Source organism: Telluria sp. ZT3P39, from assembly GCF_059685935.1.
In genome coordinates this window covers 1-18,449 of the sequence record NZ_JCASIH010000025.1, presented here as the reverse complement: position 1 = coordinate 18,449, position 18,449 = coordinate 1, and the positions used below count along the sequence as shown (strand labels likewise).

The following is an 18,449-nucleotide window of genomic DNA, read 5'->3' as shown; positions in this document are numbered from 1 at the left end:
GCGTTGTCGCGAGGCCGGCCGTAGTCGCCGCTACGCCGCATGCAACCTGCGCGCCGCCGCCACGAAATCATCTTCCGCAATATCCTTCAATTCCACGACTTCCCCCTTCGCCACCTGCACGAAATTCCGGTCGATCGAGCGCAGATAGGCCGGATCGTAATGCTCCTCCAGCAGCTGGGCCACCAGTTCCGGCATGGCGCCGCCCTTGGCCATCGCGTGCCAGGCGTCGATCTTGGCGCGCCCGTGCAGCTGCACCAGGTGGTCCAGCTGGGAATTGAGCGAATCGGGATCGGCGCAGAAGTGCTCGTAGTCTTCCATCAGCAGCCGCACGCGGTTCTCGCGCGACAGCGCGAGGGAAATGCAGGTCGAGGCGCGCATGCGCTGCATGACGGCGTCCGGCACGCGCAGGTTGCCGACCTTCTTGCTCTCGGATTCGACGAACACGGGCTTGGACGGATCGAAACGGCGCAGCTTGTCCCAGATGAGGCTTTCGAACATCTTCTGGCTCGGCTGCGGCTCGTTGGGCAGGTGGCCCAGCACCGAGCCGCGGTGGGCGGCCAGGCGTTCCAGGTCGAGCACCTGGGCGCCGATGCCGTCGAGCGTCTCGAGCAGGCGGCTCTTGCCGCTGCCGGTGGTGCCGCACACGACGCGGAAGTCCAGCTCCGAGGGCGATTCAAGGCTGGCGGCAACGTGCGCGCGGTAGGCCTTGTAGCCGCCATCGAGCTGGATCACCGGCCAGCCGATCTTGGCCAGGATATGGGCCATCGAGCCGCTGCGGTTGCCGCCGCGCCAGCAGTAGACCAGCGGCTTCCAATCCTTGGGCTTGTCCGCCCACAGGGTCTGGACGTGGCGCGCGATGTTGACGGCCACCAGCGGCGCGCCGATCTTCTTGGCTTCGAAGGCGCCGATCTGCTTGTACAGGGTGCCGACGGTGATGCGCTGTTCGTCGTCGAGCACCGGCGCATTGATCGCGCCGGGGATGCGGTCCAAAGCGAATTCCGACTTGCTGCGCGCATCGATGATGGCGTCGAAGGCGTCGAGTTCGGGAAGGATGTCGGCAAAACTCAGGACGGCAGGGTATTTCATTGTTTCTTCACGAGGGTGGCGAACTGCGGCCAGATGTTTTTCAGGATGATCGGGTGGGCGGCCGCCGTCGGATGCAGGCGGTCCTGCTGGAACAGCGCGGGCTTGTCGGCCACGCCCTCCAGCATGAAGGGCACCAGCGGCGAGCGGGTATCTGTCGAGACTTTCTTGAACATGTTGAAGAAGCTATCGGTATAGGCGCGGCCGTAGTTAGGCGGCATGCGCATCCCCACCAGCATCACTTTTGCGTTCTTCTTGTGCGCCATGGCGATCATGGCGCGCAGGTTGCTCTCGGCCGAAGCCACCGGCAGGCCGCGCAGGCCGTCGTTGGCGCCCAGTTCGATCACCACGACGCTTGGCCGGTGCTGGTCGAGCAGGGCGGGCAGGCGGGTGCGCCCGCCAATGGTGGTCTCGCCGCTGATGCTGGCATTGACGACTGATGCCTGGATCTTTTCTGCTTTCATCTTTTGTTCGAGCAGTGCGACCCAGCCGGCGCCGCGCGTGATGCCGTATTCGGCCGACAGGCTGTCGCCCACCACGAGTATGGTTTTTGGTGCAGAATAGGCGCTCGCCGACGCTGCCAGCGTCAGGACCGCAACGACACAACATTTTTTAAGAACAGCTAGCATGCGTGATAACTCCGAGGATTCCAAGGGTGGTGCAAGGGCGAATGCCGCACATGCGGCAGGGCAGCCGCCTGCGATCGAAGTCAGCGGCCTCTCGAAGAGGGTGGCGGACGCCAGCGGCGAACTCACCATCCTGCAAAACATCGATTTTACCGTGCAACCGGCCGAGACGCTCGCGCTCGTCGGCGCCTCGGGTTCGGGCAAATCCACGCTGCTCGGCTTGCTTGCCGGCCTGGATACCCCATCCGGCGGCAAGGTGCTGCTCGACGGCACCGATATCTTTGCATTGGACGAGGATGGCCGCGCCGCGTTCCGCAAGGCCAAGCTGGGCTTCGTGTTCCAGTCCTTCCAGTTGCTGGCCCACCTGAACGCCGTTGAAAACGTCATGCTGCCGCTCGAATTGCGCGGCGACGGCGACGCACGCGCCAAGGCCGAGGCCATGCTGGGCCGGGTCGGCCTGTCGAGCCGCCTCAAGCACTATCCCAAATACCTGTCCGGCGGCGAGCAGCAGCGCGTGGCACTGGCGCGCGCCTTCGTCACCGAGCCGCCGCTGCTGTTCGCCGACGAGCCGACCGGCAGCCTGGACGCCGCCACGGGCGAATCGATCATCGGCTTGATGTTCGAACTGAACCGCGAGCGCGGCTCGACCCTCGTGCTGGTCACGCACGACCCGGCCATGGCGGCGCGCTGCGGGCGCACCATCACCATCGCGGCCGGCCGCCTGGTTTAATTTTCCTCGGCGGCCTCCGCCACCAGCATGTTCAGCACCGCCCGCGCCGCCGCGGGCAGCTCGCCGGCCGTCAATCCGATCGGGCCCACGCCATTGGCGACCAACAGGTCGGCCGCCGCGCCGTGGATCCAGGCCGCACCGCTGGCCGCTTCCCATGCCGGCCAGCCTTGTCCCAACAGCGCTGCGCAAATCCCCGCCAGCACGTCGCCGCTGCCGGCGGTCGCCAGTCCCGCATTGCCGGTCGGGTTGATCACCACCTCGCCATCGGGCCGCGCGATGACCGAGCCCGAGCCCTTGAGGATCACGGTGGCATTCGTGCGCACGGCCATCTCGCGCGCGGCCCCAAGGCGGTCGGCCTGGACCGCGCCGGCCTCCCGGCCGAGCAGGCGCGCGGCTTCCAGCGGGTGGGGCGTGAGCACCGCCGGCGCACGGCGCGCGGCCAGGCGCGCCAGCAGGTCGGGACTGGCGCCGATCAGCGTGATCGCATCGGCATCGATGACCAGCGGGCTGTCGCTGTCGAGGGCCTTGGCGAGCAGCCGCATCGCGCTCGCCGAGCCGCCCATGCCGGGGCCGATGACGAGCGTAGGCTTGTCGATGTCGAACTCGTCCGCGGCACGGAACATGATTTCGGGCTGCACGCTGTCGTAGCCGGGCCCCGGATCGATCATCGCCACGAACACCCGCCCCGCGCCCGCAAACAAGGCGCCGCGCGCCGCCAGTACCGGCGCCCCGGCCATGCCGTGGGCGCCGCCGATGATGGCGACATCCCCGAAGCTGCCCTTGTGGGTGTTGTGGCGGCGCGCCGCCAACCGGTGCGAGAAGACGTCGTCGGTGCCAAGGCGCGTGTTCGATCGCGGCAGGTGCTCCGGCGTGATGCCGAGCATGTCCACGTGCACCAGGCCGGCGTAATCGCGTCCGTCGGCCGTGTGCAGCCCCGGCTTGTCGCCCAGGAAGGTGATCGTGTGCGTGGCGCGCACGGCGATGCCGCCCGGTCCGACCACGGCGCCGGCGTCGGCATCGAGCCCGCTGGGCACGTCCAGCGCCAGGATGGGGCAGCGGATGCCGGCCAGGGAGGCGATCGCTTCGCGATACTCGTCGTCGATGGGGCGCGTCAGGCCGATGCCGAACAGGCCGTCCACCACCAGGGCCCAATCGCCGTCGGGCGGCAGCATGTCGATGAAGCCGACCGTGCCTTCGCGTGCGCGCTCGTGTGCGCTGGCAGTCTCGACCGAGGCGTCGCCTTGCCCGGGCAGGTGCAGCACCAGGGCGTCGATGCCGGCGTCGGCGAGCACGGCGGCCATCTCAAACGCATCGCCGCCATTGTTGCCGGGTCCGGCCAGCACCAGCACCGGCTTGTCGCGGCGCTCGCCCAGCAGTTGCATGGCGAACTTCGCGGCGGCTCTGCCGGCGCGCTGCATGAGGGTTCCGGGCGCCAGGTCCGCATAGGCCGAGGCCTCGATGGCGCGCAGCTGCGCCACGGTATAAAGATGATTGTCCATGCCAGGGATTGTGCTGCATTTTCGCGGGCACGGTCGCGCGCCCAAGCTACAATATTCGATCAACAGCATCGGCAGGAGTACTTACATGGACTGGCAGTTCTGGATCGACCGCGGCGGCACCTTCACCGACATCGTGGCGCGCAAGCCCGATGGACAGCTCGTCACGCACAAGCTGCTGTCCGAGAATCCCGAACAGTACCGCGACGCCGCGGTCGCCGGCATCCGCCACCTGCTGGGCGTCGCCACGGGGCAGACCATCCCGACCGGGCAGATCGAGGCCGTCAAGATGGGCACCACGGTCGCCACCAATGCGCTGCTCGAGCGCAAGGGCGAGCCGACCGTGCTGGCCATTACGCGCGGTTTCCGCGACGCGCTGCGCATCGCCTACCAGAACCGCCCGCGCCTGTTCGACCGCCACATCGTGCTGCCCGAGCTGCTCTACGGCGAGGTGATCGAGATCGCCGAGCGCATGGGTGCGCATGGCGAGGTCGTCACGCCGCTGGACGAAGCTGCCGCCCGCACGGCGCTGCAGGCGGCCCACGACCGCGGCCTGCGCTGCCTCGCCATCGTCTTCATGCACGGCTACCGCTACACGCAGCACGAAGCGGCCGTGGCGCGCATCGCACGCGAGATCGGCTTCACGCAGGTGTCGGTGTCGCATGAAGTGAGCCCCCTGATGAAACTGGTCGCGCGCGGCGACACCACCGTGGTGGATGCCTACCTGTCGCCGATCCTGCGCCGCTACGTCGACCAGGTCGCTGTTGAGCTGCCCGGCGTGAACCTGCAATTCATGCAGTCGAACGGCGGCCTGACCGATGCGCGCGCCTTCCAGGGCAAGGACAGCATCCTGTCCGGTCCCGCCGGCGGCATCGTCGGCATGGTGCGGGCCAGCCAGCTCGCCGGCTTCGAGCGCGTGATCGGCTTCGACATGGGCGGCACCTCGACCGACGTGTCGCACTTCTCGGGCGAATTCGAGCGCGTCTTCGAGACCCAGGTGGCGGGCGTGCGCATGCGCGCGCCGATGATGAGCATCCACACGGTGGCCGCGGGGGGCGGTTCCATTTTGCATTTCGACGGCACCCGCTACCGCGTAGGACCGGACAGCGCCGGCGCCAACCCGGGCCCCGCCAGCTACCGCCGCGGCGGGCCGCTCGCCGTCACCGACTGCAACGTCATGCTGGGCAAGATCCAGCCGCGCCATTTCCCACGGCTGTTCGGTGCGCGCGGCGACGAGCCGCTGGACGTCGAGGCGGTGCGCGCGGGCTTCGCGGCGATGGCGGAGGAGATCGCGCTTGGTACTGGCAGCAGGCCGGCGCCGGAAGCGGTGGCCGAGGGCTTCATCCAAATCGCGGTCGGCAACATGGCCAACGCCATCAAGCAGATCTCGGTGCAGCGCGGCCACGACGTGACCGACTACGCACTGACCAGCTTTGGCGGCGCCGGCGGGCAGCACGCCTGCCTGGTGGCCGACGCGCTGGGCATGAAGACGGTCTTCATCCATTCGCTGGCGGGCGTGCTGTCGGCCTACGGCATGGGCCTGGCCGACCAGAGCGCGATGCGCGAGCAGGCGGTCGAGCTGCGCCTGGTCGATTCCGGCGCCGACCTGCTGGCCGCGCGCCTGGCCGTGCTGGGCGATGCGGCCCGCGGCCAGCTGCTGGCACAGGGCGTCCCGCTCGAGCGTATCGAACTGGTCGAGCGCGTGCACCTGCGCTACGAGGGCACGGATTCGGCCATCGTCGTGCCGTTTGCCGATGCCCAGGCCATGCAGGCGGCGTTCGAAACCTTGTACAAACGGCGCTATTCCTTCCTGATGCCTTCGCGCGGCCTGGTGGTCGAAGCCGTGTCCGTCGAGGCGATCGGGCGCTCGGACGCACCGCTCGAGACCCCGGCAGTAGCAGGCTCCGGCGGTGCGCGGCCCGCACCCAACGAGACCGTACCGATGTACAGCGGCGGCGCCTGGCACGACACGGGCGTGTTCCTGCGCCAGGACGTCAAGCCCGGCGACATCGTGCGCGGCCCGGCGATCATCGCCGAAGCCAATGCCACCACGGTCGTCGAGCCGGGCTGGCAGGCCCAGGTCACGCCGCACAATCACCTGGTGCTCAAGCGCGTGGAAGCGCTGCCCGAGCGGCGCGCCATCGGCACCACGGCCGACCCGGTCATGCTCGAGATCTTCAACAACCTGTTCATGTCGATCGCCGAGCAGATGGGCCTGCGCCTGCAGAACACGGCCTATTCGGTGAACATCAAGGAGCGGCTGGACTTCAGCTGCGCCATTTTCGACGCGGGAGGCAACCTGGTCGCCAACGCGCCCCATATGCCGGTGCACCTTGGCTCGATGGGCGAGAGCATCAAGACCGTCATGCGCGAGAACGCCGGCCGCATGCGCGCGGGCGACGTCTACATGCTCAACGATCCGTACAACGGCGGCACCCACCTGCCGGACGTCACCGTGATCTCGCCGGTGTTCGATGAAGCAGGCGCGGAGATCCTGTTCTACGTCGGCTCGCGCGGCCACCACGCGGACATCGGCGGCACCACGCCGGGCTCGATGCCGCCGGACTCGACCCATATCGAGCAGGAGGGCGTCCTGATCGACAATTTCAAGCTGGTCGATGGCGCGGACGGCATCCTGCGCGAACAGGAAACCCGCGAGCTGTTAACGAGCGCGCGCTATCCGGCGCGCAATCCGGACCAGAACATGGCCGACTTGCGCGCGCAGGTGGCCGCCAACCAGAAGGGCGTCGAAGAGCTGCACAAGATGGTGGCCCATTTCGGCCTAAACGTCGTGCGCGCCTACATGGGCCACGTGCAGGACAACGCCGAAGAAGCGGTGCGGCGCGTGATCTCGGCCCTGAGCGATGGCCGCTACAGCTACGATCTCGATAACGGCGCCCGTATCGAGGTGGCGATCCGCGTCGACCGCACCAGGCGCAGCGCCGAAATCGATTTCACGGGGACGTCAAGCCAGCTGCCGAACAACTTCAATGCGCCATCAAGCATCTGCATGGCGGCCGTGCTCTACGTGTTCCGTACGCTGGTCGACGACGAGATTCCGCTGAACGCCGGCTGCCTCAAGCCGCTCAAGGTGATCATTCCGCCGGGCTCGATGCTCAACCCGCATTACCCGGCCTCGGTCGTGTCGGGCAATGTCGAAACCTCGACCTGCATCACCAATGCGCTGTACGGCGCGCTTGGCGCGATGGCGGCCAGCCAGGGCACCATGAACAACTTCACCTTCGGGAATGCCCGTTACCAGTATTACGAGACCATCTCGGGCGGCTCGGGCGCGGGCGAGGGCTTCGACGGCACCGACGTCGTGCAGACCAACATGACCAATTCGCGGCTGACCGACCCGGAAATCCTCGAATTCCGCTTCCCGGTGCGGCTGGAGAGCTACGAGATCCGCCACGGCTCCGGTGGAGCAGGGCGCTGGCATGGCGGAAATGGCGGCGTGCGCAAGCTGCGCTTCCTGGAACCGATGACGGCGGCGATCCTGTCGAACAACCGGATCCATGCGCCCTTCGGGATGGCGGGCGGGGAGCCGGCCGAACGGGGACGCAATACCGTCGTGCGGGCCGATGGGACGGTGGAGACGCTGGGACATATCGGCAAGGTGGGGATGGAGCCGGGAGACCTGTTCGTGATCGAGACGCCGGGCGGGGGCGGCTTCGGGCAGCCTTGAGATGGCCAACCTGCGCCTATTTATGGCTCATGCATATGCCGCGATTTTCGTCGTCCATTCCCGCTTTTCCACCGCCTGTCACATTATGCAGACATTGCGTTCCATTAACGATACATTAGCCAAGAGGAAATAATCTCCCTCCGTTCGCCCTGCGCGACAAGGAAGAAAACTGTCTATAAACCCTGGAGAAACAAGCCGATGCTATCGATCAAGCAGCTCAACAAGACCTATGCCAATGGCGTGAAGGCGATCAACAATGTCAGTCTCGAGATTCCGAACGGCATGTTCGGCCTGCTCGGACCGAATGGCGCCGGCAAGTCCTCGCTGATGCGCACCATTGCGACGTTGCAGGATCCCGATAGCGGCAGCATCCATTTCCACGGCCTCGACGTCCTGAAAGAAAAAGAAGCGCTGCGCCGCCAGCTCGGTTACCTGCCGCAGGATTTCGGCGTGTATGCGAAAGTCAGCGCCGAAAAGCTGCTGCACCATTTCGCTGTGTTGAAGGGCATCGGCGGCAAGGGCGCGCGCAAGGAAGCGGTCGAAGCGCTGCTGCACCAGACCAACCTGTGGGAATCGCGCAAGCGCGGCCTCGGCACCTATTCGGGCGGCATGCGCCAGCGCTTCGGCATCGCCCAGGCGCTGCTGGGCGCGCCGCGGCTGGTGATCGTCGACGAGCCGACCGCCGGCCTCGATCCGGATGAGCGCAACCGCTTCCTGAACCTGCTGGCCAAGATCGGCGAGCAGGTGGTCGTCATCCTGTCCACCCACATCGTCGAGGACGTGACCGACCTGTGCCCGCGCATGGCCATGATCGCCAAGGGCACGGTGCTGCTGCAGGGCGAGCCGCAGGCGGCGATCGACACCCTGAAGAACCGCGTCTGGCGCCGCACCGTGAGCCAGGACGCGCTGCTTGAGTACCAGGAGCGCTTCAACGTGCTCTCCACCCGTTTGGTGGCGGGCCAGCCGCAGATCAACGTGTATGCCGAATCGCAGCCCGACGATGGTTTCCGCAGCGTCGAGCCGGACCTGGAAGACGTCTACTTCCTGCAGATCCGCAATGCCGGGCGCAGCGCGCCGGCCAGCGCGGCGGCGCCCGCGGCCAGCGTTCCCGTGACGGCCTAAGGAGCGGACATGTTGAGAGAATTCTTCAGCTTCGAGCTGGGTACCCAGCTGCGCCAGCCCTTGCTGTGGGTCTGCGCACTGCTGTTCGGCGCGCTCGCCTTTGGCGCCTCCACCACCGACGCGATCACGGTCGGCGGCAGTATCGGCAACGTCAACCGCAATGCGCCGGTCGTCCTTGCCCAGCTGCTCAGCGTCTTCAGCCTGATGTCGATGTTCGTCGTCACCATCTTCATCGCCGGCACCGTGCTGCGCGACAGCGAAGTCGGCATCTCCGACATGCTGTTCGCCACCCCGATGAAGAAGCGCGACTACCTCGTCGGCCGCTTCGCCGCCGGTCTGGTGGCCTGCCTGGTCATCTTTGCCCTGGTCGTGGTGGGCATGATGCTCGGGCCCCTGATGCCCTGGGTCGACAGCCAGCGCGTCGGTCCCTTCCCCGGCGGAGCCTATTTGTGGGCGCTGGGCGTGATCGTGGTCCCCAATTTGTTCTTCGTGGGCGCGCTGCTGATGCTGCTGGCGTCCACCACGCGCTCGATCATGCTGGTCTACGTCGGCGTGCTGGCCTTCTTCGTGCTGTGGATCGTCGCCGGCAAATTCACCTCGAACATCAATAACGAATGGGTGGCCGTGCTGGCCGATCCCTTCGGCATCCGCGCCCTCGGCCGGGCCACCCGCTATTTCTCCACCGCCGAATCGAATGCCGGCCTGCCCGACATCATGGGCTACATGCTGGCCAACCGCGTCCTGTGGGGCGTCGTCGCCCTCGCGCTGTTCGGCCTGACCCTGGTGCTGTTCAAGCGGCAGCGCGCCGGCACCGGGAAACGCCTGTTCGGCAAGGCCAGGGTGCAGGCAGCCGGCGCACCGGTCGCGGCGCAACTGGCCCTGCCGCGCAGCGCGCCGCGCTTCACGCGCGCGACCGCCTGGGTCCAGTGCTGGCACATCTTCGCCTTCGACGCCCATGCGGTCTTCCGGAGCGTGCCTTTCCTCGTCATGCTGCTGTTCGCCGTGCTGAACATGGTCGGCGCCGCATCGCAGCTGGGCGAGATGTTCGGCACCACCGTGTATCCGGTGACCCACCTGATGGTCGAGCTGCTCAATGGCAGTTTCAACTTCATGCTCATCATCATCGTCACCTTCTATGCCGGTGAATTGATCTTCAAGGAGCGCCAGGCCAGGATCGCCGACGTCAACGACGCCATGCCGGTCCCGAACTGGGCGCCGCTGGCGGCCAAGAGCCTGGCCCTGGTCGGCGTCGTGCTGGCCTTCCTGCTCACCGGTATCGCGACGGCGATCGCTATCCAGCTGTTCAAGGGAGGCGCGCCGGTCGAGCCGCTGGTCTACCTCAAGGGCGTGCTGATCGCCGGTCTGCCTTACGTGTTCATGGGCCTGATCGCCGTGGTCCTGCAGGTAGTCACCAACAACAAGTTCATCGGCTACCTGCTCGTGATCGTGCTGATGGTGTGGCAGGTGGTGGCGGGCGTCATGCACCTCGACCACAACCTGTATAACTTCGGCGGCCTGCCGAACACGCCGTATTCCGACATGAACGGCTTCGGCCACTTCATCGCGGGCTGGGCATGGTTCGCGCTGTACTGGAGCCTGTTCACCGTGGCGGCCCTGATCGTGGCCCAGGCCTTCTGGGTGCGCGGCCTGTCGCTCGAGTGGCGCAGCCGCGTGCGCGAAGCCGGCCGCCGCCTCAAGGGTCCTGCCGGTGCGGCGTTTGCTGCCTGCCTGCTCGCCTTCGCCGGCGTAGGCAGCTGGATCTTCCACAACACGAACACGCTGGCGCACTACGAAGCCCGCGACGTGAGCATGGACAAGCAGGCGCTGTACGAAAAAAACTACCGCAAGTACAAGGACCTGCCGCATGCAAAGATCACCGACGTGCGCGCGGCGGTGGACATCTATCCCGAGGAGCGCCGGGTGATGATCAAGGGCAGCTACATCCTCGAGAACAAGACCGCGCAGCCGCTCGACACCCTGCGCCTGCAGCTCAATTCGGACGTCGAGACGACCCTGTCGGGCCTGCCGGCGCACCGGGTCGAGCTGAATGACAAGGAGTCGGGCTTCATGATCCTGAAGCTGGCCCAGCCCCTGCAGCCGGGCGCGCGCCTGCCGTTTGATTTCACCGTGGACGTGCGCCGTCCGGGCTTCTCGAACGGCGGCACGCCCGATACCATCAACCTGAACGGCACCTTCTTCAACAACCGCCAGTTCTTCCCGATGGTCGGCTACCAGCCCGGCTTCGAGCTGACCGACCGCAACGAGCGCCGCAAGCGCGGCCTGGGCGAGCCCGAACGCATGGCCAAGCTGGAAGACCAGGCCGCGCGCGCCAATTCGATGTTCGGTGGCGAGGCAGACTGGATCAGTTTCGAGACGGTCGTCTCGACCAGCGGCAACCAGACCGCGCTGGCGCCGGGCTACCTGCAGAAGTCGTGGAAGGCCAACGGGCGCAACTACTACCAGTACAAGATGGACCAGAAGATGATGCCGTTCTTCGCCTACCTGTCGGCCGACTGGCAGGTGAAGAAGGGCGACTGGCGTGGCATCCCGATCGAGGTCTACCACGATTCCAGGCACGCCTACAACGTCGACCGGATGATCGCGGGCACCCAGAAGGCGCTGGACTATTTCAGCACCCAGTTCACGCCTTATCAGCACAAGCAGGTGCGCATCCTGGAATTCCCGAACTACAGCGCGTTCGCCCAATCCTTCGCCAACACGATCCCGTTCTCGGAATCGATCGGCTTCATCGCCGACCTGCGCGACAAGGAAGACATCGACTACGTGTTCTACGTCACCGCCCACGAAGTGGCCCACCAGTGGTGGGGCCACCAGGTCACGGCCGCCAACGTGCAGGGCGCGAGCATGCTGATCGAATCGCTGTCGCAGTATTCGGCGCTGATGGTGATGGAAAAGGAATACGGGCGCGACAAGATGCGCCGCTTCCTGCGCCACGAGCTCGATCGCTACCTGCGCTCGCGCGGCGGCGAGAGCATCGAGGAACTGCCGCTGGCGCGGGTGGAAAACCAGGACTACATTCACTACCGCAAGGGCAGCCTGGTGTTCTACCGTCTGCGCGACGAGATCGGCGAGGAAGCGCTCAACCGCGCACTCAAGCGCTTCTTGCAGGACAAGGGCTACCAGGAGTCGCCGTTCACCACGTCCGCCGAGCTGCTCGACTACATCCGCGCCGAGGCGCCGCAATCCAGGCACGCCCTGATCACGGACCTGTTCGAGAAGATCGTCTTCTACGATAACCGCGTGCTCGATGCCACCGCGAAGAAGCGCTCCGATGGCCAATGGGACGTGACCATGAAGCTGCACCTGGCGAAGATGGAAGCCGACGGCAAGGGCAAGGAAACGCCGCGCGCCTACGACGAGCCGGTGGAGATCGGCATCTTTGCCCGCGCCAAGGGCGCCAAGGAAGCCGACGAGCGGGTGCTGCTGCTGGAGAAACGCGTCCTGTCGGCCGACAAGCCGGTGGTCACTGTCACGGTCAAGGAGCAGCCTTTTGAAGTCGGCGTCGATCCCTATAACAAGATGATCGACCGGGTCTCGCGCGACAACCGCAAGGAGGTCAGCATCGACTGACAGACCGGCTGCGGCCAGGCCGCGGCCGGTGAGCCGCGACCTAGCCCGAAATACCGTACTTGCGCCTGGCCTGCTGGAATTCCTGCTCCAGCGCCGCCAGCCGCGGGTGGTTCGCATCGAGCGCGCGCAAGCGATCGATCTGCCCGGCGGCGACCTCGCCCAGGGCGTGGTCCCAACCCAGTTCGTTCACCTGGCGCAGGATGCCGCCGGCCACCGCCACCATCACCTGCTGGTTGCCGGGCGCCATGTGCAGGGCTTCCATCAGGGTCTGCACCGCGCCGCGCACGTCGCCCATGTTGCGCTTCTCGTCGGCGACGCCCAGCAGGATCTGGGCCTGGGCGCGCAATTGCTGACCCATGCCGTCGGCCAGATCGGGCCGGCCGGCGCGCACGAACACGCCGATGGCCTGGTCCACCGTCACCGGGCTGGACGCATCACCCATCACGGTCATCATCACGCTCGACGCCTGCTCGTCCATCTGGTGCTCCAGGCAGGCCTGGGCCAGGCCGATCTTCAGGTTCGAGGACAGCCCGCTGCTGGCGCGGGTGGCGCTCACGGCCATCTGCAGTTCGGCCACCGCGGCGCTGACATTGCCCATTTTTTCGTGCAGCAGGGCGCTGGAGTAGGCCTTGCAGGCGTCCAGGTTGGTGCTTGAGCGCAGCGAGCGCTCGAGATCGCGGATCACGCCGCCGGCCCCCTGCACGTCGCCGCGCGTGACCATGGCCTTGACCAGGTTGACGTGGTCTTCCGGATCGCGGAATTCCGAATAGCGGGCCTTGGTCACCACCTGCTTGAACGATTTCTCGGCTGCTTCGGCATCGCCGTTTTCGAGCGCGACTTCGCCGAGTTTGCGCAGGCGGCGCACCATGTGCGGCGAGATCGAGACGGCTTCTTCGAGGATCTTCTGCGCTTCGCTGTTCGCCCCCAGCTGCTCGTGGCAGCGCGCCAGCAGGTCGTAGGCGCCCATCAGGCGCGGATTGCCCTGCACCAGGTGCTCGAGCGTCTCGCGCGCCTCGTCATACGCGCCTTGCGCGACCATGGTGCGGGCCAGGCCCAGGCCGGCCCAGCCCAGCGGACGTTCGGCCAGCACGCTGCGATACAAGCCGCCGGCTTCGACGTGTTCGCCCACCGAGACATGCAGTTCGGCCTTCAGGCGCAGGAAGTCGAGCGCGTAGCGCGGAGCGGCCAGGGCGGCGGTGCCGCAGGCGCGGATCGCATCAACCGGTTTGCCTTGCGCGGCCAGCTGCCAGACCGGGAGCAGGGCGGTGCGGCGCTCGAGTGCGCGCTTGATGCGGCCGCTGAGCATGTCCACGGTGAAGGGCTTGAGGACGTAGTCGGTCGGCGTGAGTTCGGCCGCGCTGACCACCTTGCCGTAGACGCCCTCGGAGGTGAGCATGATGAAGATGGTCGAGGCGGTGATCAGGCGGTGGTGGCGCAGGTCTTCCAGCAGCTGCTGGCCGTCCTGGCCGTCGCCCCCGGGGCCATCGAGGTCGTACTCGCACAGGATCACGTCGAAGCTGCGCTTGCCCAGCTGCTTGATCGCCGTGCCGGCATTGACCGCGGATTCGACCTTGGTGATGCCGGCCTGGTTCAGCATGTTCTGCAGGCTGGCGCGCATGCCGGGATTCGGATCGACCACCAGCACCGACAGGTTTGCATTTTCTTGCATCTTCGCTCTCGTCCCCGTTTGGGCGCGCTCAATGCGGCGCACCTGTTGTAATTATGTAGCCGTTACAATACCGATAAGTTCCAGAAGGATCAAGAAATGTCCGTACTACAAGGTCGGCGCTGCCTGGAATGCAACGCTGCATTGCAACACTGTATAATGGCGGGCTATCTTCCACCCAAGCAGCGACGCTGCATCAACCGACTTCTCAGCCATGTTGATTCTGCCGGGTTCCAATGCCCTGTCCGCCTTCCGTAGCCAACGCCTCCTGTCGCAACTCCAAGCAGTCGCCCCATCGATTGCAGCAGTCCAGGCCCGCTTCTTCCACTTCATCGACGCCAGCGCACCGCTGACCACCGCCGATACCGAGCGCCTCACCGCCATGCTCACCTATGGCGAACCGGCGGCGCAGACTTTGTTCGAGGGCGTGACCGAGGAATTCTTCGTGATCCCGCGCCTGGGCACGATTTCGCCGTGGGCCTCGAAGGCCACCGACATCGCGCACAACTGCGGCATGGCGCATGTGCACCGCATCGAGCGCGGCGTCGGCTACACCGTGGTGCTCAAGGGCGGTTTGCTCGGCACCGGCATCGGCGCACCAAAGAAGCTGGCGGACGACCAGCTCGCGCAAGTAGCAAGCCTGCTGCACGACCGCATGACCGAGACCGTGTTGCGCTCCGCAACCGAAGCCTCGCGCCTGTTCGACGAGCTCGAAGGCAAGCCGCTGGAAACGGTGGACGTGCTGGGGCAGGGCGTCGACGCGCTCCTGCGCGCGAACACCGAGCTGGGTCTGGCGATGTCGATGGATGAAATCGACTACCTGAACGACGCCTTCACGAAGGCCGCGCGCAACCCGACCGACGTCGAGCTGATGATGTTCGCACAGGCCAACAGCGAGCATTGCCGCCACAAGATCTTCAACGCCGACTGGATCATCGACGGCGTCAAGCAGGACCGGTCTCTGTTCGGCATGATCAAGAACACCCACCAGCTCAACCCGCGCGGCACCGTGGTCGCCTACAGCGACAACTCCTCGATCATCGAGGGCGCCAGCGTGACGCGCTTCTTCCCGCGCGGACCTGGCCAGGAATACGCCCCGGCGACGGACCTGACCCACATCCTGATGAAGGTGGAGACCCACAACCATCCGACCGCAATCTCTCCGTTCCCGGGCGCCTCCACCGGCGCCGGCGGCGAGATCCGCGATGAAGGCGCGACCGGCCGCGGCGCCAAGCCCAAGGCCGGCCTGACCGGCTTCACTGTCTCGAACCTCCACCTGCCGGATGCGGTGCGTCCGTGGGAAAACGCGCTTGATGTCACGGGTGGCGACGCAGGCCGGGCGGACGCGGTCTACGGCAAGCCGGAACGCATCGCCTCGGCGCTGCAGATCATGACCGACGGACCTCTGGGTGGCGCCGCCTTCAGCAACGAATTCGGGCGTCCTGTCCTGGGCGGCTATTTCCGCACCTACGAGCAGAACGTCGGCGCAGCCGGCTCCGTGTACGGCTACCACAAGCCGATCATGATCGCCGGCGGCATCGGCAGCATCTCCTCGAGCCACACCCACAAGGACGAGATCCCGGTCGGCAGCCTGCTGGTGCAGCTGGGTGGCCCCGGCATGCGCATCGGCATGGGCGGCTCGGCCGCCTCGTCGATGGCGACCGGCACCAATACCGCCGACCTGGACTTCGACTCGGTCCAGCGCGGCAATCCGGAGATGGAGCGCCGCGCCCAGGAAGTCATCAACGGCTGCTGGCAGATGGGCGGGGACAACCCGATCATCTCGATCCACGACGTCGGCGCCGGCGGCCTGTCGAACGCCTTCCCGGAAATCGTCAACGACGCCAAGCGCGGCGCGCTGTTCGACCTGCGCAAGGTGCCGCTCGAAGAGAGCGGTATGGCGCCGAAGGAAATTTGGTCAAATGAGTCGCAAGAGAGATATGTTTTGGCTATTGCGCCATCTGACCTTGATAAATTTGCATCGCTGTGCGAGCGCGAGCGCTGCCCCTACGCGGTGGTGGGCACCGCCACCGAAGAACGCCAGCTGCGCGTGATCGACCAGGAATCAACTGGCGCGTCGCCGGTCGACATGCCGATGGATGTCTTGCTGGGCAAGCCGCCGAAAATGCTGCGCGAGGTCGAGCACGTCAGCTACAGCTTCCCGGCGGTCGACCTGACCGGCATCGAGCTCGAGGAAGCCGCACGCCGCGTGCTGCTGTTGCCGACTGTCGCTGATAAATCCTTCCTGATCACGATCGGCGACCGCACGGTCGGCGCCATGACGGTACGCGACCAGATGGTCGGCCCGTGGCAGGTGCCGGTCGCCGACTGCGCCGTCACCGCGATGTCCTTCGAGGGCTATGTGGGCGAGGCGATGGCGATGGGCGAGCGTACCCCGCTGGCCGTGATCAACGCCGCCGCCTCGGGCCGCATGGCCGTGGGCGAGGCGATCACCAACATCGCCGCCGCCGCGATCGACGACATCTCGGACATCAAGCTGTCGGCCAACTGGATGGCGGCCTGCGGCCAGCCGGGCCAGGACGCGGCGCTGTTCGATACCGTGAAGGCGGTGGGCATGGAACTGTGCCCGGCGCTGGGCGTGTCGATCCCGGTCGGGAAAGATTCGCTGTCGATGCGCACCACCTGGAACGACGATGGCGCGAACAAGGCCGTGATTTCGCCGGTGTCGCTGATCGTCTCGTCCTTCGCACCGGTGGCCGATATTCGCCGCTCGCTGACGCCGCAACTGCGCACGGACCTGGGCGAGACCGCCCTGATCCTGGTCGACCTCGGACGCGGCAAGAACCGCATGGGTGCGTCCGCGCTTGCGCAAGTTACCCAGCAGCTGGGCGACAGCGTGCCGGACCTCGATGCGCCGCAAGACCTGAAAGCCTTCTTCGTGGCCATCCAGCAGCTCAACCGCGAGGGCAAGCTGCTGGCCTACCACGACCGCTCGGACGGCGGCTTGTACACCACCCTGGTCGAGATGGCCTTTGCCGGCCGCGCCGGCGTCTCGGTCAACCTCGACATCCTGGCGATGGAAGACGGGCATGGCGCGGACTGGGGCGACGCCAAGAACTGGGCCGGCCAGGTGGCCGAGCGCCGCAACGAGCTGACCCTGCGCGCGCTGTTCAACGAAGAACTGGGCGCAGTCGTACAAGTACGTGCCGAGGACAAGCAGGCCGTGATGGCCGTGCTGCGCGAGCAGGGCCTGGGCGCCTGCAGCCACATCATCGGCAAGCTCAACGACCGCGGCGTGGTGGAATTCACGCGCGACGCCAAGGTGATCTACAACCAGAAGCGCGCCGACCTGCACCGCCTGTGGAGCGAGACCAGCTGGCGCATCGCGCGCCTGCGCGACAACCCGGACTGCGCCGACCAGGAATTCGACCGCCTGCTCGACGAAAGCGATCCGGGCATCTCGCCGAAGATCAGCTTCGATTTGCAGGAAAACGTCGCCGCGCCCTTCATCGCGACGGGCGTACGCCCGCGCGTAGCGATCCTGCGCGAGCAGGGCGTGAACTCGCATATCGAAACCGCCTGGGCGATGCACCAGGCCGGCTTTGCCGCGATCGACGTGCACATGAGCGACCTGATCGCCGGCCGCGCGAAACTCGACGACTTCCAGGGCGTGATCGCCGTGGGCGGCTTCTCGTATGGCGACGTGCTGGGTGCGGGCGAGGGCTGGGCCAAGACCATCCTGTTCAACCCGCAGTTGGCGGACGCCTTTGCCGGCTTCTTTGCGCGCCAGGATACCTTCGGCCTGGGCGTGTGCAATGGCTGCCAGATGCTGAGCAACCTGAAATCGATCATCCCGGGCGCGCATGCCTGGCCGAAGTTCACCCGCAACAAGTCCGAGCAGTTCGAGGCGCGCTTCGGCATGGTCGAGGTCCTGGATTCGCCGTCGATCTTCTTCCAGGGCATGGCCGGCACCCAGGCGCCGATCGCGATCGCGCACGGCGAAGGCTTTGCCGACTTCTCGCTGACCGGCGACGTCAACGCGGCAATCAAGTCGCTGCGCTATGTCGACAACCGCGGGCAGGCGACCGAGATGTATCCGTTCAATCCGAACGGCTCGCCGGGAGGCCTGACTGCCGTCACGACCGAGGATGGCCGCTTCACCGCGATGATGCCGCACGCCGAGCGCGTGTTCCGCACCGTCGTGCATTCGTGGGCGCCGGATAGCTGGCCGGATGAATCGCCGTGGATGCGCATGTTCCGCAATGCGCGGAAGTGGGTGGGTTAAGCCTGCAAGCAAGAGCGCCTCTTCGGAGGCGCTTTTTTATTGGCAGGGACTATCGACGTGGGATATGTAGAATCCCGTAGGGTGTGTAAGAGCAAAGTAGTAATGTCCGGTTCTAGCAAAGTAGAAATGTCCGATTTTGCTAGATAGCTCATGCTGTCGACTCTGAATAATCTGGAGTCGACGGTGAGCAAAACCGGGAGC

Annotated in this window: 9 protein-coding genes; 5 read left to right on the top strand and 4 right to left on the bottom strand. The window is 66.1% G+C overall.

Annotated elements, in window-relative coordinates; translation table 11 throughout:
• Positions 1 to 30 precede the first annotated feature (30 nt).
• Both mnmH and AC56LR_RS18280 read right to left on the bottom strand, forming a co-directional pair.
• Positions 31 to 1,086: a tRNA 2-selenouridine(34) synthase MnmH gene (gene mnmH / locus AC56LR_RS18285; protein ID WP_497132399.1), complete on the bottom strand. Its 1,056-nt coding sequence runs from the start codon at positions 1,084 to 1,086 to the stop codon at positions 31 to 33.
• On the bottom strand, positions 1,083 to 1,712 hold the full coding sequence (locus tag AC56LR_RS18280; protein WP_497132398.1) for an arylesterase: 630 nt from the start codon (positions 1,710 to 1,712) through the stop codon (positions 1,083 to 1,085). Before AC56LR_RS18280 ends, mnmH begins: the two co-directional genes overlap by 4 nt.
• Here AC56LR_RS18280 and AC56LR_RS18275 point away from each other — a divergent pair.
• Entirely contained in the window at positions 1,711 to 2,439 is a 729-nt protein-coding gene (locus AC56LR_RS18275; RefSeq protein WP_497132396.1) for an ABC transporter ATP-binding protein, read from the top strand. The two genes, AC56LR_RS18280 and AC56LR_RS18275, sit on opposite strands and share 2 nt — an antisense overlap.
• Here AC56LR_RS18275 and AC56LR_RS18270 read toward each other — a convergent pair.
• Positions 2,436 to 3,938 carry an NAD(P)H-hydrate dehydratase gene (locus tag AC56LR_RS18270; protein ID WP_497132394.1) on the bottom strand — a complete coding sequence of 501 codons (1,503 nt, stop codon included), beginning with the start codon at positions 3,936 to 3,938 and terminating at the stop codon, positions 2,436 to 2,438. The genes AC56LR_RS18275 and AC56LR_RS18270 overlap by 4 nt on opposite strands.
• A gap of 85 nt (positions 3,939 to 4,023) precedes the next feature.
• Between AC56LR_RS18270 and AC56LR_RS18265 the strand changes: the two genes are divergently transcribed.
• The 3 genes from AC56LR_RS18265 (at position 4,024) to AC56LR_RS18255 (ending at position 12,336) form a co-directional block, all read left to right on the top strand.
• A complete protein-coding gene (locus tag AC56LR_RS18265; protein WP_497132392.1) occupies positions 4,024 to 7,623 on the top strand; it encodes a hydantoinase B/oxoprolinase family protein in 3,600 nt (1,199 codons plus the stop codon).
• A gap of 198 nt (positions 7,624 to 7,821) precedes the next feature.
• Positions 7,822 to 8,745, top strand: a complete 924-nt coding sequence (locus AC56LR_RS18260) for an ABC transporter ATP-binding protein (protein WP_497132390.1) — start codon at positions 7,822 to 7,824, stop codon at positions 8,743 to 8,745.
• Between the two features lie 9 nt (positions 8,746 to 8,754).
• Complete coding sequence (locus AC56LR_RS18255) at positions 8,755 to 12,336, top strand: M1 family aminopeptidase (protein WP_497132389.1); 3,582 nt, start codon at positions 8,755 to 8,757, stop codon at positions 12,334 to 12,336.
• 40 nt (positions 12,337 to 12,376) lie between these two features.
• On the opposite strand, the gene AC56LR_RS18250 is transcribed toward AC56LR_RS18255, so the two are convergent.
• Positions 12,377 to 14,005, bottom strand: a complete 1,629-nt coding sequence (locus tag AC56LR_RS18250) for a response regulator (protein ID WP_497132388.1) — start codon at positions 14,003 to 14,005, stop codon at positions 12,377 to 12,379.
• Positions 14,006 to 14,216: 211 nt separating this feature from the next.
• On the opposite strand from AC56LR_RS18250, the gene purL reads away from it, so the two are divergent.
• Complete coding sequence (purL, locus tag AC56LR_RS18245) at positions 14,217 to 18,248, top strand: phosphoribosylformylglycinamidine synthase (RefSeq protein ID WP_497132387.1); 4,032 nt, start codon at positions 14,217 to 14,219, stop codon at positions 18,246 to 18,248.
• Positions 18,249 to 18,449 lie beyond the last annotated feature (201 nt).

What these genes read in the sequence shown, in the direction of transcription:
- AC56LR_RS18250 (WP_497132388.1), bottom strand. Translation starts at nt 14,005, where the DNA reads ATGCAAGAAAATGCAAACCTGTCGGTGCTGGTGGTCGATCCGAATCCC.
- AC56LR_RS18270 (WP_497132394.1), bottom strand. Translation starts at nt 3,938, where the DNA reads ATGGACAATCATCTTTATACCGTGGCGCAGCTGCGCGCCATCGAGGCC.
- mnmH (WP_497132399.1), bottom strand. Translation starts at nt 1,086, where the DNA reads ATGAAATACCCTGCCGTCCTGAGTTTTGCCGACATCCTTCCCGAACTC.
- AC56LR_RS18275 (WP_497132396.1), top strand. Translation starts at nt 1,711, where the DNA reads ATGCGTGATAACTCCGAGGATTCCAAGGGTGGTGCAAGGGCGAATGCC.
- AC56LR_RS18265 (WP_497132392.1), top strand. Translation starts at nt 4,024, where the DNA reads ATGGACTGGCAGTTCTGGATCGACCGCGGCGGCACCTTCACCGACATC.
- AC56LR_RS18260 (WP_497132390.1), top strand. Translation starts at nt 7,822, where the DNA reads ATGCTATCGATCAAGCAGCTCAACAAGACCTATGCCAATGGCGTGAAG.
- AC56LR_RS18255 (WP_497132389.1), top strand. Translation starts at nt 8,755, where the DNA reads ATGTTGAGAGAATTCTTCAGCTTCGAGCTGGGTACCCAGCTGCGCCAG.
- purL (WP_497132387.1), top strand. Translation starts at nt 14,217, where the DNA reads ATGTTGATTCTGCCGGGTTCCAATGCCCTGTCCGCCTTCCGTAGCCAA.
- AC56LR_RS18280 (WP_497132398.1), bottom strand. Translation starts at nt 1,712, where the DNA reads ATGCTAGCTGTTCTTAAAAAATGTTGTGTCGTTGCGGTCCTGACGCTG.